The sequence below is a fragment of the Salinibacillus xinjiangensis genome (genome assembly GCF_009649735.1).
Lineage (GTDB): Bacteria > Bacillota > Bacilli > Bacillales > Alkalibacillaceae > Salinibacillus > Salinibacillus xinjiangensis.
Genome location: NZ_WJNH01000002.1, coordinates 403,371 through 417,316 on the forward strand (window position 1 = coordinate 403,371; position 13,946 = coordinate 417,316).

Sequence of the window (13,946 nt, forward strand, 5' to 3'; positions counted from 1 at the left end):
TTCAATTGTAGTCTAACCCTGATAAATATAGCCATTCTTATGCACAGGTAGATCTAACTCCTTAGCTGCTTCATCTAATAAATCCTGACAGAAATAGAAGTCCCGTTTTTGGGTAATTTTATCATCAACAATTTGAAGCTCAATGAGGTCATAAACATGCTCCACTCCATCTACTTTAGTTTTCACTACCACAATTGGCTTGCCCCAAAGCTCTATATAGGAGGCAACCATCGGCATCGGATCCCTGGCCCAGCCTTCGAGAGAGTGCTTTCGAATGGTCTCCTTACCATATTCAAACGATGTATTTACAATGTCATTTTCTGCCTCGTTATCCAACAGCTGCGCAATGGCATCTGGCTCTCTTCTGTTGAAAGCATCTAAATAGGCATCAATAATTTTAGGAGTCGCTACCTTACTCTCATCTGGTTTTGTAGAGGGGTGTAGTGATTTATCGTCAATCTTTTTTAGATTTATACGCGCCCTCCTCAAACATGACTTGACTCCACCTTCAGTTGTGTTCAACATTTCCGCAACTTCCTTAGCCTTAAATCGAAATACATCAAACAAAAGAATAGCCACGCGCTGTTTTGGCGACAAGTGAATGATTAAATGAGCCATTGCCTCCCTTGTCTCCAGAGGATCCTGAACCAATACGGGTTCCTCATACCCAATCTCCTCAGCATATACAGGCTCCACTCTCCGTTGTTGATTAAGCCATGTGTTGGTTGCAATTCGAAATAAATATGACTTAGGAATCATCGGTTGAAAAATTCTCGGTAAAGCACTATAAGCTTTAAGAAGCGTTTCCTGAACTAAATCCTCTGCATCCCACGGGGAGCAGGTGATCATCTTACAGTAATTCCATAAAGCAGACCTGTGCGGTTCAATAAGTTCATCAAACTTCTTTTTGGAATCCCTCATAGACCCCATCAAGTCATGTAATTGGTCTTGATTCGTCATTTTTTATCTTCCTCCTTAAATTGAGTTCTACTATATAAACACTTCCATACATTAAAAAGATACGGGCAATAAAGAAAAAATTCTGTTAATCCTATGATAGCAGAATTTCATCCATCAAATGGGTCAATCTAAGAATGACAAAGAATTAGGAGGAATACTTGTGAATTCGTTCTTTGAAAATATCGTAAAGTGGGCAAAATCAAAAACTGGAGAACTCGGCGAAAATGTGAAAAACACCCTACAAAATATGAATGTTGGAAACAGTATCTCTATTCAAGACCTGGCATCTATCATCCTTTTACACCCGAACACCCAGGTGGAGCAAACTGAATATTTACGGTTACTTTTTAATGATTGCTATTTAAAGCTTGAGGATGTAGAGGTATTTTTAGAAACAAAGGGGCAAAAGCACCAGCAAATCCTATCCTTAAAAATCATTAAACAAGGTGAAACGCTAACTAGCTATAAATCCTACGAAGCAAAAAATGACAAAGTAAAAGTTCCCAACAGTGTTGATTTATCATTTGGTTAAGCCTTCCTTGAAATTTTTCATAATTCAATCACATCAGCCTCGATTGTACTTGATTTACACGTGCTAAAATGATGGTACAAGATTCATAATGAGGTGAACTTATGTCAGGACCGCAAGTTAAAGGGTGCGGATGCTGAAGATTGTTGCGGAGGTGCTGAAATTTACTGGTTGTATGCTGAAGTACTCTTATGAAATGCTGAAGATTTTGTTATTTGCTAAAGTTAATTGTGTTCTTGCTAATAATGATGGTGCGGATGCTGAAGTCTGGGCTTCAAATGCTGAACTAATGCTCAATTTTGCTGAACCCGGCATAATGCTGAAGATAGACCTGTTTATACTATAGTTGACCACTAATTTGCTGAAGCACTCTCCAGAAATGCTGAACATCCCGCTATATGCTAAAGTAGATTGTGCTTTCGCTATAGTTAACAGTGCGGATGCTATAATCTGTGCCTCAAATGCTGAACAACTGCACGATTTTGTTGAACCCGGCATAATGCTAAATACAGACCAGTTTATGCTATAGTTCACCAGTAAAATGCTAAAGCACTCTCACGAAATGCTGAACACTTTGCTATATGCTGAAGTTGAATGTGTTTTTGCTAAAGAAAACAGTGCGGGTGCTAAAGTTCACCTACCAAACACTAAACACCCGCACTTGCATGCTGAACCCACACTACTCCCACAATCGCAATACGCTACAATAAAATAACCTCTACCTGCTCACCAGCCTTCAAGCCAGTCTTAGTAGGCGGAATTACAATCAAGCAATTGGCATCCTTCATTGATAATAGGGCGCTGGATTGATCAAGTCCAACTGGTCGAGTCCATACTTTGCCCTCTTTCACTTCATAACGCCCACGTACAAACCTGGAGAATGCGTTGACTTTTAGATAATCTTCTTCTAAGAGTGCAGTGATTTTCGGATGCTCCCCTGCTCCATCAATCATACGGTCAATGACTGGCTTGGCGAATAGTTCAAAGCCGACGAAACAGGCACCGGGATTTCCTGAGAGTCCAAATAACAACTTTCCGTTAAATACACCTGCTGTAGTGACACTTCCTGGGCGCATCATGATTTTATTAAATAATGTATGTCCTTCCCAGTTAAGAAAAATATCGGTCATAATATCGTAATCCCCGACTGAAACGCCGCCGGTTGTGACAATGATATCGATTTCATCATCATGGAGAAGATTGTTTATTCTTTCCTTGGCTACATCTACGTCATCCGGAAACTTGCCAATTAAAATTGGCTCTCCTCCGCTTTTTCCAATTTGAGCTGCAAGCATGTAGGTGTTACTGTTGCGAATTTTTCCTGGCTCTAGTGGTTCAGAAACATCTAGTAGTTCTGTACCTGTTGACAGTACAGCTACTTTTGGCTTTTTGTAAACTGGAACATTGTCAAAGCCTAGCGAGGATAAAACGGCCATATCACCAGAATCGATATCCTTTCCTTTGTTTAAAAGGACCTCGCCTTGCTGCGTTTCTTCTCCTATTGGCGTAATATTGGCACCACTTTTTACGGGTTTGGTAAATTTCACAAAAGTCTTGCCGTTATCCTCCACTTGATCCGTGGCCTCTAGCATGACGACTGTATCTGCTTCATCTGGGGCCATAGCACCTGTCATAATTCTTGCTGTTTCGCCTTCCTTTAGGGAAACTGAAGGTACTTCCCCACAAGGAATATTGTCTACAAGGTTTAAATAAACAGGTTCTTGGCGTGTCGCATTTTGCAAATCCTCTGAACGGACAGCGTAACCATCATAGCCTGAGCGTCTAAAATGTGGGATAGGATGCGGTGTTTGTATATCCTGAGAAAGTCTTCTTCCAATGGCCTCCATAATTCCTACTGATTCCGCTTCTATTTCGCTAACAAATGGTAGAAGGGATTGTAGAGCATCGTCTACCTTTATGGCTTTTCGATTAAATCTTGTAAAACCTTTTTCACTCATGTACCATTACCTCCCATGAAAATTCTTCTATTATTCCAATATGTAGTCCTTCCATTAAGCAAGAATCATTTTTAATCCACCAATAAATAAGACAGCTGCCAGGACTTTTTTGATTTTCATATCAGGCAATTTTGAGCTACCAAGTCTTGATCCAATGAAGGCTCCGATAAATACTAAAAATCCAAATAAAAATATGGATGGTGAAACGGTTTTGACAGAGGATATATGACCTAATAAACCGGATACTGAATTAACAAATACAAAGGCAGCAGCGACTGCAGAGATCTGCTTTAATTTAGCCCAACCTAAAAATAACATAATAGGGGATAAAAAGATGCCTCCCCCTACCCCAATAAGTCCTGATAATAATCCAATTCCCATTCCCCACAGGACTGCGATAGGTAAAGTCGGTCTATGTATTGATTGATTTTCTTGTCCTCGTGGCATAAATAGACGAATGGCTGAAAATAAAAGCATCCCACCTACAAGCCAGTGGTAAAACGTATATGGGAGCATAATGCTTCCACCTATGTAAGCGAGTGGAATCGAACCGACAACAAATGGCCAAAATAGCGACCAAGAAAAATGCTTGGCTCTATAAAAATAGATAAAAGCAATACCAGAAACAATAATATTTAAGATAAGTGCTGTCGGCTTAATGACGGTTGGAAGGATTCCCACTAATCCCATGATTGCAATATAGCCTGAGCCCCCACCATGGCCAACTAATGAATATAAAATCGATACAATAAAAAACAGCACACTAAGTAAAATAATTTGTTCAACCTGCATATCTCTCACCTTTTTACCGTAATTAGAGTTCTTTCATAAAACAAAACCCTTGTCTTTTAATCCTACGACAAGGGTAGCATGTACTTTCCTATTTTATCACGTTACGAGGCTTTGGAGTATCTTGATTTGTTGGCCTTTTGCGATAAACCACATAACTCCACCACAAGTATTCAAAAGGCATGCTGAATATATGGACTAAACGCGTAAATGGAATAGATGCATAAAGAATAAATGAAATTTAAACTCCCTGTTTCTTCATCCTTCATTTCTAAATTCCATTGCTTCTGTCCATCACTCTGGATTCTAGGGTATCCTGTGGAATGGCTAATTCATTGGTGTTTTCATCCAATAAAACTGGCTTCCATTATTAAATAGGAGGAATTATACCAAACTCAACTCTCGGGTACATCGGTTTGATCAAGACCTCCAACTCAACGTTTGTTACGAAAATCGTCATAAATTCACGTTGACTTCATAGACTTGCTTTGCGATACTATACGGAAGTTAAATTCGGAATATTTGAAGGAGTTCTTAGCATGAATTCAAAGAATATGATAGATTCTCACCCAACTATTGATACAGGTGGAAGATACTCTAGAAAAGAGTTACTGTCACAAATAGGAGTGCAGAAAATCTAACAGAAGCAAAAACATCTACTATAAGTACTTTGGATGAGGAGGAATAAGATGGCAACTCATGAACATAAGGCCCAAGCGCCGAAAACGGTGACCTGTGCAGTAATTACTGTTTCAGATACCCGTACTGAGGAAACGGATAAGAGCGGAAAGTTGATAAAGACATTACTTGACGAAAAAGAGCATCACGTTGGTCATTATGCTATCACAAAGGATGATTATGTCCACATCCAACATTTGATTAAAGATTTGGCAGACCGTGATGACATCCATGCTATTCTCTTAAATGGTGGTACAGGGATTTCAAGACGGGATACTACTTATGAAGCGGTAAAAGATTTACTTGACAAGGAAATGCCAGGATTTGGTGAGATCTTTCGACTGTTAAGCTTTCAAAATGATATAGGTGCTGCTGCTATTCTCAGTCGGGCTGTTGCCGGAGTTTATAAAAATACCGCTATTTTTTCCATGCCTGGGTCTAGTGGTGCGGTCAAGCTTGCGATGAATGAGCTTATTTTACCTGAGCTTAGTCATGTACGATTTGAGATTGAGAAACAGCTATAAAAAAAAGCCTGTCACTTGTAGGAAGACAAATGACAGGCTTTTTATTTTATAGAGCTATTCATTAAAAGTTATAGTTCATACTAATAAATTTCATATGAACCATTTCACGCATAGCATACTTAATTCCTTCATAGCCGTAGCCTGATGATTTCAACCCTCCATATGGCATGTGGTCAAACCTTAACGTTGGTATGTCATTAATCAGCACCTGACCGACTTCAAGCTCATGAGCAAACGTAAAGGCTTGTGGTAAATGGTACGTAAACACCCCGGCGTTTAATCCATAAATGCTATCGTTCATTTCAGCCAATGCCTCATCTGCACTACGAACGGAATTGACAATCACCACAGGACCAAACACCTCGTTACATGACACATTCGTATCCTTTGGCACATTTGCTAAAATCGTAGGCTGAATTCCGTTTTCTTGAAGTTCTCCACCGGTTACGAGTTCTCCGCCTTCTTGCACGGCCTCCTTAATCCAATCTAGCAAACGATTTTGTGATTTTTCATCGATGATCCCAGAGACATCTGTATTCGGATCGTTCGGGTCACCGTAGACTAGAGCATCTGTTACCTGTTTAAAGTGTGTTAAAAATTCATCCTTCACTTCTTCATGAACATAAATTCTTTGTGTACTTATGCAAACCTGCCCATTGTATGAAAAGGCCCCCACAACTGCTTTTTCTGCTATATCTTTAATTTTATCGCGAACACTATTATCTACATATAACGCGGAGTTGTTTCCAAGCTCTAACGTGATTTTCTTAAGTCCCACTTGAGATTTAATTAATTTACCAACTTCAGGACTTCCAGTAAAGGTAATTTTGGCAACATCAGGATGATCAATCATGACTTTTCCAAGACGTGGTCCATCTCCTGTAATAACTTGATAGGCATCGTCAGGTAGACCGGCTTGTTTAAAGGCTTCTACTAGTTTAATAGCGGAAAGTGGTGTTTTCTCAGCAGGTTTCACGATAATGCTGTTCCCAACCGCCAAAGCAGGACCTACCTTATGTGCAACTAAATTTAAAGGAAAATTGAACGGTGTAATTGCTCCCACCACACCAATAGGTTGATAAATGGTATAAGCATCTCGCCCTCCACCGTTTGTTGCTGCATCTAAACGAATAGACTCCCCTTCTAGCTTTCTTGCTTCAATCGCAGCAAATTTAAAGGTTTGTATGGTACGATCGACCTCTCCTAATGCAAAACGAATGGGTTTTCCTGACTCAAGGGTAATCGTTTTAGCAAAATCCTCTTTATTCTCGGCAATGATTTCACAAACTTTCTCAAGAATAGAGGACCTTTCTTCAGAGGTTAAAGCTTTCATCTTTTGAAAAGCTGTTTTTCCCTTTACAATCGCCTTTTCCATTTGTTCACTCGTGCATTCTGGGATAGCTCTTATTTTTTGTCGAGTATGTGGATTTATTAAATCATATGTATCTGATGATTGCTCTGCCAGGGTTTGTATGTTATTAGCGATATCAATCATTTAAATCCCTCCCTAATTCAATATACATTAATCATAGAATGGATAGATTGTTATTGTCAAAATATTTCGCACCTCTCGATAGTAAGTAATAATACCTAGTAATTTAGGATTATTAAAAGGAATTTTGAGGAAAATATAGAATAATTTACATGTTCAACAAAAATTTACGAAAAAAGGAGAAGAAGATGAGATTTATTGAGTTTATTGTGAAAAGAAAAATTTTAATTGGTCTTATTTTTGTTTTTATTGTGGTTGCGGGAATTCTATCCACTAGTAGTCTGGATAAAAAACTACTCCCCACCCAAGTTGAGGATGGTGTGATTGTAAACTTGGCAGCCGGAAATCTAGATGCCCTTCAAATAGAAGAGGAGATCGTTACCCCTTTAGAAAAACGCTTTTCTAGTATAGAGGGTTTTGAGCGGATGTCTACAAACATTCAGGTTGGAAATTCAACCGTTCAAGTGTTTTTTGATGAAGGGAAGGGTGAAGAAGGTCTACGGGAAATTCAAGCTATTATGAATACCCACCAACAACAGCTAACTGGATTAGAGGATTTTTCAGCCATTCAGTTATCAACTGATCAGCCATATGAATTTTTTATGGAAATGTCTAATGGAAATTTAGATGAAATGACTAGATTTGCCTCTGATATACTGAAACCTAGATTAGAGGAATTACAAGAAGTTCGTGAAGTCGATATTTCTGGTTTAAAGGAGTATGAGGCCATTGTTGAACTAGACAAAGATCAATTAACCGAATACAATTTAGAACCTACTTACATATCAAACCTCATTCAAATAACCAATAATACCTCCACTGTCGGTACATTATCTGATGAAGAAAATACACCTCTTCTTAGATGGGATACTACCTACTCGAATACAGAAGAGCTTAAAAGCCTTTCGATTCCAACCCAGAACGGAAATATCTCGCTTGATGATATTGCTACTGTCTCAGTTCAACCAATTAACAAAATCACCTCAACCTGGAAAGAGGGTGACTCAAACTTACTCCTGATTCAAATTGGACGAGTCTCTGATGTAACCCAGATAGACATGGCAGATGCCGTACGCAGTGAAATTCAAGCTATACGAGATGAGGGGCTCGTGGATGGTTTTGAATTAAATGAAATAGTCGCTCAATCAGATTATGTTGAAAGTTCTATAAATGGAGTGCAAAGTAATATTTTAATCGGAGGACTAGTTGCTCTTGTCATTTTAATCTTATTTTTAAGAAATTTACGTGCAACCACCATTATAGGGTTATCCATACCGTCCTCTATACTATTGACCTTTGTGGTCATGAATTTATTTCATTACAGCTTAAATATTGTTAGTTTAATTGCACTTGGTTTAGGAATTGGTATGATTGTCGACTCCTCTATCGTGATTTTAGAGTCCATTTATCGTAAAAAAGAGCAGGGGTTAACCAAATATGAATCCGTGATTCAAGGTACAAAGGAAGTGGCTTCTGCTGTCATTGCCTCCATGCTGACGACAATCGTTGTATTTCTTCCAATTGGATTTTTAGGAGGAGAAGTTGGACAGGTGGTGACTGTTCTTTCAATTGTTGTCGCCATTGCATTAACAAGTTCCGTCGTTGTTTCTTTTACGCTAATTCCAACCTTCTCTGAGAAATTTTTAAAGGTAAAACCGAAAAGGATACGAAAAAAAGAAAGGCGTATTGTTAAATTTTATAGCGCCTGTGTATCTTGGCTATTACAAAAAATATGGAGACGAATTAGCGTCCTCATTCTATTCGTCATGATGTTTATTGGCACAATGACACTAGTTACAAATATTCCAATGAATGTCATGCCTGATATATATAATCGATATGCTGAATTAGTAGTCACCCTCGAGTCCGGCTTATCTCAGGAAAAGACGGAAGAGACCGTAGATGAGATCAGTAATCGACTTTCAAATGTAACAGATATAGAAACCCATTATGTCATACGGGATACGAATTACTTGCTTTTGTTAGTCAATATGACCAAGGATGAAAATATCACTAGAGACCAAAAAGAAGTTAATGAAGAAATTCTAGGGGAACTTCGTGAATTGCAAAATGATTATCCTATTTCAAATATAGCAAGCGCATTATCTGCAGGTGGTGGTTCTCCAGTCCAAGTGACAGTTCAGGGTGAAGACTTTCAAGAACTAGATAAACTGGTAGCTGAGCTAACCGGTGAATTAAATAAGGTAGAGGGAATCGTCGGGATCACCAATACTAATAAAAATAAATCTGAAACCAAACAAATCGTCTTAAAACAAGACAATATTCAAGATGATGGATTAACCTCTTCCCAAATAAAACAATTTGTTGAGCAGCTTTCGTTTGAAATTCCTATGGGAACTATTGCAACATCGACTGATGATACAACACCGCTCAAGTTAACACTAGATGATTCCCTATTAACTGAAAACCAACTAATGGATATGGAAATTCCTACTCTAAATGGCGAAAAGGTACTTTCTAACTATATTTCATTAGAGACCCGTAAAAGTCCGAATCAAATTACACATGAAGACGGCATACGTAGTATTACCGTTTCCGCAGACATAGAGGGGCGAGACTTAGGATCTGTTAACCGGGACGTACAAAATGTTATAGAATCCTTAGACACTCCAGAGAGCTATGAGGTGTCTCTTGCGGGAGACCTTGAAGCACAGCAAGAGTCTATGAACGAGATGTTAATTGTATTAGCAACTGCCATATTCCTCGTATACTGTGTTATGGCGGTGCAGTTTAATCATTTGGCACAGCCACTTATTGTCATGTCCGTCATACCAATGACCTTTGTAGGGGCAATACTTGGTTTGCTGATGACTAACCAAGAGCTTAATATGATCTCTGGAGTCGGTTTACTAGTGCTTATAGGGATTATTCTCAATAATGCCATACTTCTCCTTGATCGCACGAATCAGCTACGAAAAACCGGTCAACCGATAAAATATGCACTGGTAGAAGCCGGTAAAAACAGAATTAGACCTATTTTCATGACAACCTTTACAACAGCTGGAGGAATGCTACCTTTAGCCTTGGCAACAGGTACAGCTGGTAACTTTCAATCCCCTCTAGCCATTGTTGTCATATTCGGGCTATTATTTGGTACGTTGATTACACTAATTTTAGTCCCATCCGTCTATATGTTGTTTCACGACGTCCGTCAAGGATTGAAAAAGATATTTAAGCGATCTGAGCATAAAGATGTTTCAATAGAGAATTAAAAAAAGAGGGTGATCACATTAATTTATTGGTGATCATCCCCTTTTCTTCATATTTTGAATTGTCGTGCTCGTTCAGTACAATTTAGCAGCAGTTGCTTTTTTACCGCTTAAAATATCCACTTTTCCCGCCTTCTTTTTCAAGCAAGTACGTTGGGCCTAGCTCTATGCCTTTGTCCATCGCCTTACACATATCATAGATCGTTAATCCCGTAACACTAGCAGCCGTTAAAGCCTCCATCTCAACGCCGGTGGAGCCTTTTGTTTTCACTGTTACATAAATATCAATTATACCCGTTTCAGGCATTTCAAACTCTATATTTAACTTAGACAACATTAAAGGGTGGCACATTGGAATGATATCTGATGTCTTTTTTCCTCCCATAATTCCAGCCACTTGAGCCACGGAGAGGACGTCACCTTTTTTCATTTTCCCTTCTCTTACCGCTTCCCAAACAGAATCATTCATTTTCACTCTGGAAAAAGCTACAGCTGTCCGACTTGTTTCACATTTTTCTGATATATCGACCATGTTTGCTCGACCTTGTTCATTAAAATGGGTAAAGCCCTCCATATTCTTAATCCTCCCCTATGTAAAATCATCCGCCACTAACCGGTGGAATAAAGGCAACGGTATCACGTTCTTGGAGTGTATCCGTTTTTTCGGCATACTCTTCATTTACAGCTATCATCGCCTGACTCATTTCAGCTTTTGCTTGAGGGTATTCTTGCATTAGTTTTTCCTTTAATTGTTCAACGGTACTCCCAGCTATGTGCTCCAATTGGATTTCTCTTTGCCCTGTTTTTTCAGCTAATCCAGCGAAAAATAAAACATTAATCATGTGAATTCTCCCCTTTCCCTGGCTCACCTTTGCTATATTCGATTGTTCCCTGTTGATTTCCAACCCATGATTCACCATCTGTCCAGAATTCCTTTTTCCAAATCGGAACCATTTCCTTAATCCGCTCAATTCCATGGCGTGATGCCTCATAGGATTCATGGCGATGAGGTGTAGATACAGCCACAATCACAGCGATATCAGAGATCTCCATTTTACCGATTCGATGCTGTATGGCTACGCGTGAACCTGGCCACTTAGCTTGGATTTCGTCACCAATTTTCCGAAGCATTTTTTCAGCCATCCCAACGTAAGCTTCATACTCCAAATGTTCGGTTTGCTTTTCCCCAGTCCATTCTCGCACAGTCCCCACAAATAAATTGATTGCTCCTGCCGAGGGGTTTGTTACGTGTTGCATCGCTTCATCAACCGATAATCTCTCATTTGTCACCACAAAAGGTTTTTGTAATATTGACATGTAGTACCCTCCCTCCTTTTTCGTTATAAATTTTTCTTTATAAAATGGAAAAGTTCTTCATGTGCTTGAATCTCAAAAACAGGCTTTTCTGTTGGAAGATTTGAGATCCAGGACATATAACAAACTACATTTTCTAGATTTTGCAGCAAGTGAAAGTCATCCTCACTTCTAATTAACACAACTTTAGGATATCGTTCTTGCTTGAATCCTTCCACTAAAACGATATCAACTCCAGTCATTTGCTTGGTTATTTGTGATAAAGCCTTAGGTCTTTGCTCTAAAATAGCTGATTGATATGGAGAGGTTATGGCTGTGATTTCAGCTCCCGCCTCTCGATGTCGCCAGCTGTCTGTATGTGGATTGTCAATGTCAAAGTCATGGGCATCATGTTTAACCGAACCAACCTTATAGCCTATTTGTGAAAAGTACTTTATAAGGTGTTCCACTAAGGTGGTTTTGCCTACATTTTTAAAACCGACAACTTGAATAATCCTAGTCATAATATCGTTCACCCATTTTTTTCGCTTTCTCGTAATCTTCAGGTGTGTTCATATTGTAAACAAATTGCAAAGGAATTTTCTTGGACTGAAAAAATGCTTCATTCGCCTCATAAAACCCAATATATTCAAACAATTCTCTCAATTTAAACTGTTGTTGATGTATCATATTTGTAATGTTACCGAGACATGCTTTATCATAAATACCGTGTAAGGGATGTAGATGATGATTGATGTATGGTACGACTACATCATAATTTGATGATTCCTTAACATCAAGCATTTCTTTGGCGGCATACGGTGATACAAATGGCATATCACAGCCCACGACCCACAAGGAAGTGCCTGTTGCCTTTAACATAGCAGCATGTATTCCACTAATTGGGCCATGACCTGGGATTTTATCACGCGTACATTGAATATTATCTGTAAGAAAGGGATGGTATCTTTTAGGCTGATTGGTAACCAGTATAATTTCAATTGCTAGCTTATTTATTTGTTCTATTTGGCGTTCCAAAATGGTCTTTTCACCTAAGGTTAATAACGCTTTATCGGATCCGCCCATTCTACGATTTTTTCCACCAGCTAAGATTACACCGGTTAGGGAAGTATTCACATCCATAATTAATTTTCCTTTATTTCTTATTCTCATAGCTTCAGTACAGTATCACAAAGTAAGCCTGGGAAGTCAACGCAAAAATATGACAAAATTCGTAACAAACGTTGATTTGATGGGCTTGATGACGATTCTGTGACAAAGGAATGGTTTTCGTATCTATGGAGGAGGAAGTAATTGGCAAAACTCCTCGGGTTCTTCACTCTGGAAAACACGATAAAGAATTTTACGACAAGATGTGGGACTCCATCAACGAAAAAGGCTTTTGGAAAGGCGAAATTTGGAATAAACGTAAAATGGAGAGTTATATAAGGAATGACTGACAATCAGTGAAATTGAGAGTGAATCCGGTGATGACCCATTTTACGCAGGAATGTTTACTGAGATTACAGATGTTGAGAAATAAATGTTTTTGGACTTAAATAAATGTCCGTATCCAAATCACATGTGTTCCGAGTATGCCCAGGTACAGCATTACTGTGGTTGCATATAACCAGCGCCATTTAAGAACAGACACTTTAGGTAAACGGTGAGCAAGTATCAGTAAGAGAATGGATAAGGCTAATTTAACAAAGATGAAATACAAGGGGTTGGCATGCCACAAATAACGCATCAAAGGGTTAGCCTCCCCTGTAATGCCAAATCCAAGGGAAATAGTTGTTAAAACTAAGTCCATAAGATTTAAAATGGCAATGGTATATAAATAAAACATAAAAAAACACCTCTTGTTCGGTCAGTAGTACAGAAAACTCTTTAACCATTCTTGGTAAAAGATGTTAACCCTAAACCTACTACTAACCTATGAACAAGAGGTGATATTCTTTACCACTCTAAAGCAACGAGGGACTGTCCCCCGTTGCTTTAATGTGTTAAAGTGTTAGTTCCCTTTATAGGCGATTGCGTCAATTTCGACGAGGACATCCTTTGGAAGTCGACTTACTTCTACCGTTGCTCTCGCTGGGTAAGGTTCCGTCAGAAATTTTGCATAGGTTTCGTTGATGATAGGAAAATCGTCCATTGACGTTGTGTATATCGTGAACTTCACAACATCAGAGAAGGTTAGATTGACTTCCTTTAAAATGGCCTCTAAATTTTTCATTACTTGTTCAGTTTGTGCAACAATACCAGCCGCAATTTCATTGGTTTCCGGATTGATTGCTATTTGTCCTGAGACGTATAGAAAATCGCCTGCTTCAACAGCCTGTGAATAAGGGCCAATAGCTTGTGGTGCTGCATTTGTTTGAATGGTTCGCATCATTTCTCCTCCTAAACATTTCTTTAAACCTATTTATACCTTGTCTATCTCTATTTGTGAACCCTTTTAAATTGATTTTCTATATTTCGTTGCGAAAGTGG

14 protein-coding genes and 1 pseudogene are annotated in these 13,946 nt (G+C 38.8%); 3 read left to right on the forward strand and 12 right to left on the reverse strand.

The window, feature by feature from the left end:
- Nucleotides 1-12: 12 nt before the first annotated feature.
- A complete protein-coding gene (locus GH754_RS04730; RefSeq protein ID WP_153727563.1) occupies nucleotides 13-960 on the reverse strand; it encodes a sigma-70 family RNA polymerase sigma factor in 948 nt (315 codons plus the stop codon).
- A 160-nt stretch (nucleotides 961-1,120) separates the two neighbouring features.
- Here GH754_RS04730 and GH754_RS04735 point away from each other — a divergent pair, with 160 nt between their 5' ends.
- On the forward strand, nucleotides 1,121-1,492 hold the full coding sequence (locus GH754_RS04735; protein WP_153727564.1) for a hypothetical protein: 372 nt from the start codon (nucleotides 1,121-1,123) through the stop codon (nucleotides 1,490-1,492).
- A gap of 698 nt (nucleotides 1,493-2,190) precedes the next feature.
- On the opposite strand, the gene GH754_RS04740 is transcribed toward GH754_RS04735, so the two are convergent.
- The 3 genes and pseudogenes from GH754_RS04740 to GH754_RS04750 all read right to left on the reverse strand — a co-directional run.
- Nucleotides 2,191-3,447: a molybdopterin molybdotransferase MoeA gene (locus GH754_RS04740; RefSeq protein ID WP_153727565.1), complete on the reverse strand. Its 1,257-nt coding sequence runs from the start codon at nucleotides 3,445-3,447 to the stop codon at nucleotides 2,191-2,193.
- A 54-nt stretch (nucleotides 3,448-3,501) separates the two neighbouring features.
- Nucleotides 3,502-4,239 carry a sulfite exporter TauE/SafE family protein gene (locus tag GH754_RS04745; RefSeq protein ID WP_153727566.1) on the reverse strand — a complete coding sequence of 246 codons (738 nt, stop codon included), beginning with the start codon at nucleotides 4,237-4,239 and terminating at the stop codon, nucleotides 3,502-3,504.
- 88 nt (nucleotides 4,240-4,327) lie between these two features.
- Nucleotides 4,328-4,474, reverse strand: a pseudogene (locus GH754_RS04750) (respiratory nitrate reductase subunit gamma); the annotation flags it as partial.
- Between the two features lie 451 nt (nucleotides 4,475-4,925).
- On the opposite strand from GH754_RS04750, the gene GH754_RS04755 reads away from it, so the two are divergent.
- A complete protein-coding gene (locus GH754_RS04755) occupies nucleotides 4,926-5,438 on the forward strand; it encodes a MogA/MoaB family molybdenum cofactor biosynthesis protein (protein WP_153727567.1) in 513 nt (170 codons plus the stop codon).
- A 61-nt stretch (nucleotides 5,439-5,499) separates the two neighbouring features.
- On the opposite strand, the gene GH754_RS04760 is transcribed toward GH754_RS04755, so the two are convergent.
- Nucleotides 5,500-6,933: an aldehyde dehydrogenase family protein gene (locus GH754_RS04760; protein ID WP_153727568.1), complete on the reverse strand. Its 1,434-nt coding sequence runs from the start codon at nucleotides 6,931-6,933 to the stop codon at nucleotides 5,500-5,502.
- Between the two features lie 185 nt (nucleotides 6,934-7,118).
- On the opposite strand from GH754_RS04760, the gene GH754_RS04765 reads away from it, so the two are divergent.
- Nucleotides 7,119-10,163 carry an efflux RND transporter permease subunit gene (locus GH754_RS04765; RefSeq protein ID WP_194841280.1) on the forward strand — a complete coding sequence of 1,015 codons (3,045 nt, stop codon included), beginning with the start codon at nucleotides 7,119-7,121 and terminating at the stop codon, nucleotides 10,161-10,163.
- Between the two features lie 100 nt (nucleotides 10,164-10,263).
- Here the strand turns inward: GH754_RS04765 and moaC are convergent, their stop codons facing one another.
- From moaC to GH754_RS04800, 7 genes are all read right to left on the reverse strand, one after another.
- The gene (moaC, locus tag GH754_RS04770) at nucleotides 10,264-10,734 is read right to left on the reverse strand and encodes a cyclic pyranopterin monophosphate synthase MoaC (RefSeq protein WP_153727570.1); all 471 of its coding nucleotides are present in this window, start codon (nucleotides 10,732-10,734) and stop codon (nucleotides 10,264-10,266) included.
- Nucleotides 10,735-10,759: 25 nt separating this feature from the next.
- Nucleotides 10,760-11,002, reverse strand: a complete 243-nt coding sequence (gene moaD, locus GH754_RS04775; RefSeq protein ID WP_153727571.1) for a molybdopterin converting factor subunit 1 — start codon at nucleotides 11,000-11,002, stop codon at nucleotides 10,760-10,762.
- Complete coding sequence (locus GH754_RS04780; RefSeq protein WP_323741865.1) at nucleotides 10,995-11,471, reverse strand: molybdenum cofactor biosynthesis protein MoaE; 477 nt, start codon at nucleotides 11,469-11,471, stop codon at nucleotides 10,995-10,997. Before GH754_RS04780 ends, moaD begins: the two co-directional genes overlap by 8 nt.
- A gap of 29 nt (nucleotides 11,472-11,500) precedes the next feature.
- Nucleotides 11,501-11,977 (reverse strand): molybdopterin-guanine dinucleotide biosynthesis protein B, encoded by a 477-nt coding sequence (mobB, locus tag GH754_RS04785; protein ID WP_153727573.1) that lies wholly within the window; start codon nucleotides 11,975-11,977, stop codon nucleotides 11,501-11,503.
- Entirely contained in the window at nucleotides 11,970-12,596 is a 627-nt protein-coding gene (gene mobA / locus GH754_RS04790; protein WP_194841281.1) for a molybdenum cofactor guanylyltransferase, read from the reverse strand. Before mobA ends, mobB begins: the two co-directional genes overlap by 8 nt.
- Before the next feature lie 412 nt (nucleotides 12,597-13,008).
- Nucleotides 13,009-13,302 (reverse strand): DUF5658 family protein, encoded by a 294-nt coding sequence (locus tag GH754_RS04795; protein WP_153727575.1) that lies wholly within the window; start codon nucleotides 13,300-13,302, stop codon nucleotides 13,009-13,011.
- A 165-nt stretch (nucleotides 13,303-13,467) separates the two neighbouring features.
- On the reverse strand, nucleotides 13,468-13,848 hold the full coding sequence (locus GH754_RS04800; protein ID WP_153727576.1) for a RidA family protein: 381 nt from the start codon (nucleotides 13,846-13,848) through the stop codon (nucleotides 13,468-13,470).
- Nucleotides 13,849-13,946 lie beyond the last annotated feature (98 nt).

Excerpts from the sequence above, each read along its gene's own strand:
- moaC (WP_153727570.1), bottom strand. The coding sequence starts at position 10,734 with ATGGAGGGCTTTACCCATTTTAATGAACAAGGTCGAGCAAACATGGTC.
- GH754_RS04740 (WP_153727565.1), bottom strand. The coding sequence starts at position 3,447 with ATGAGTGAAAAAGGTTTTACAAGATTTAATCGAAAAGCCATAAAGGTA.
- GH754_RS04760 (WP_153727568.1), bottom strand. The coding sequence starts at position 6,933 with ATGATTGATATCGCTAATAACATACAAACCCTGGCAGAGCAATCATCA.
- GH754_RS04795 (WP_153727575.1), bottom strand. The coding sequence starts at position 13,302 with ATGTTTTATTTATATACCATTGCCATTTTAAATCTTATGGACTTAGTT.
- mobA (WP_194841281.1), bottom strand. The coding sequence starts at position 12,596 with ATGGATGTGAATACTTCCCTAACCGGTGTAATCTTAGCTGGTGGAAAA.
- GH754_RS04730 (WP_153727563.1), bottom strand. The coding sequence starts at position 960 with ATGACGAATCAAGACCAATTACATGACTTGATGGGGTCTATGAGGGAT.
- moaD (WP_153727571.1), bottom strand. The coding sequence starts at position 11,002 with ATGATTAATGTTTTATTTTTCGCTGGATTAGCTGAAAAAACAGGGCAA.
- GH754_RS04745 (WP_153727566.1), bottom strand. The coding sequence starts at position 4,239 with ATGCAGGTTGAACAAATTATTTTACTTAGTGTGCTGTTTTTTATTGTA.
- GH754_RS04765 (WP_194841280.1), top strand. The coding sequence starts at position 7,119 with ATGAGATTTATTGAGTTTATTGTGAAAAGAAAAATTTTAATTGGTCTT.
- mobB (WP_153727573.1), bottom strand. The coding sequence starts at position 11,977 with ATGACTAGGATTATTCAAGTTGTCGGTTTTAAAAATGTAGGCAAAACC.
- GH754_RS04800 (WP_153727576.1), bottom strand. The coding sequence starts at position 13,848 with ATGATGCGAACCATTCAAACAAATGCAGCACCACAAGCTATTGGCCCT.
- GH754_RS04755 (WP_153727567.1), top strand. The coding sequence starts at position 4,926 with ATGGCAACTCATGAACATAAGGCCCAAGCGCCGAAAACGGTGACCTGT.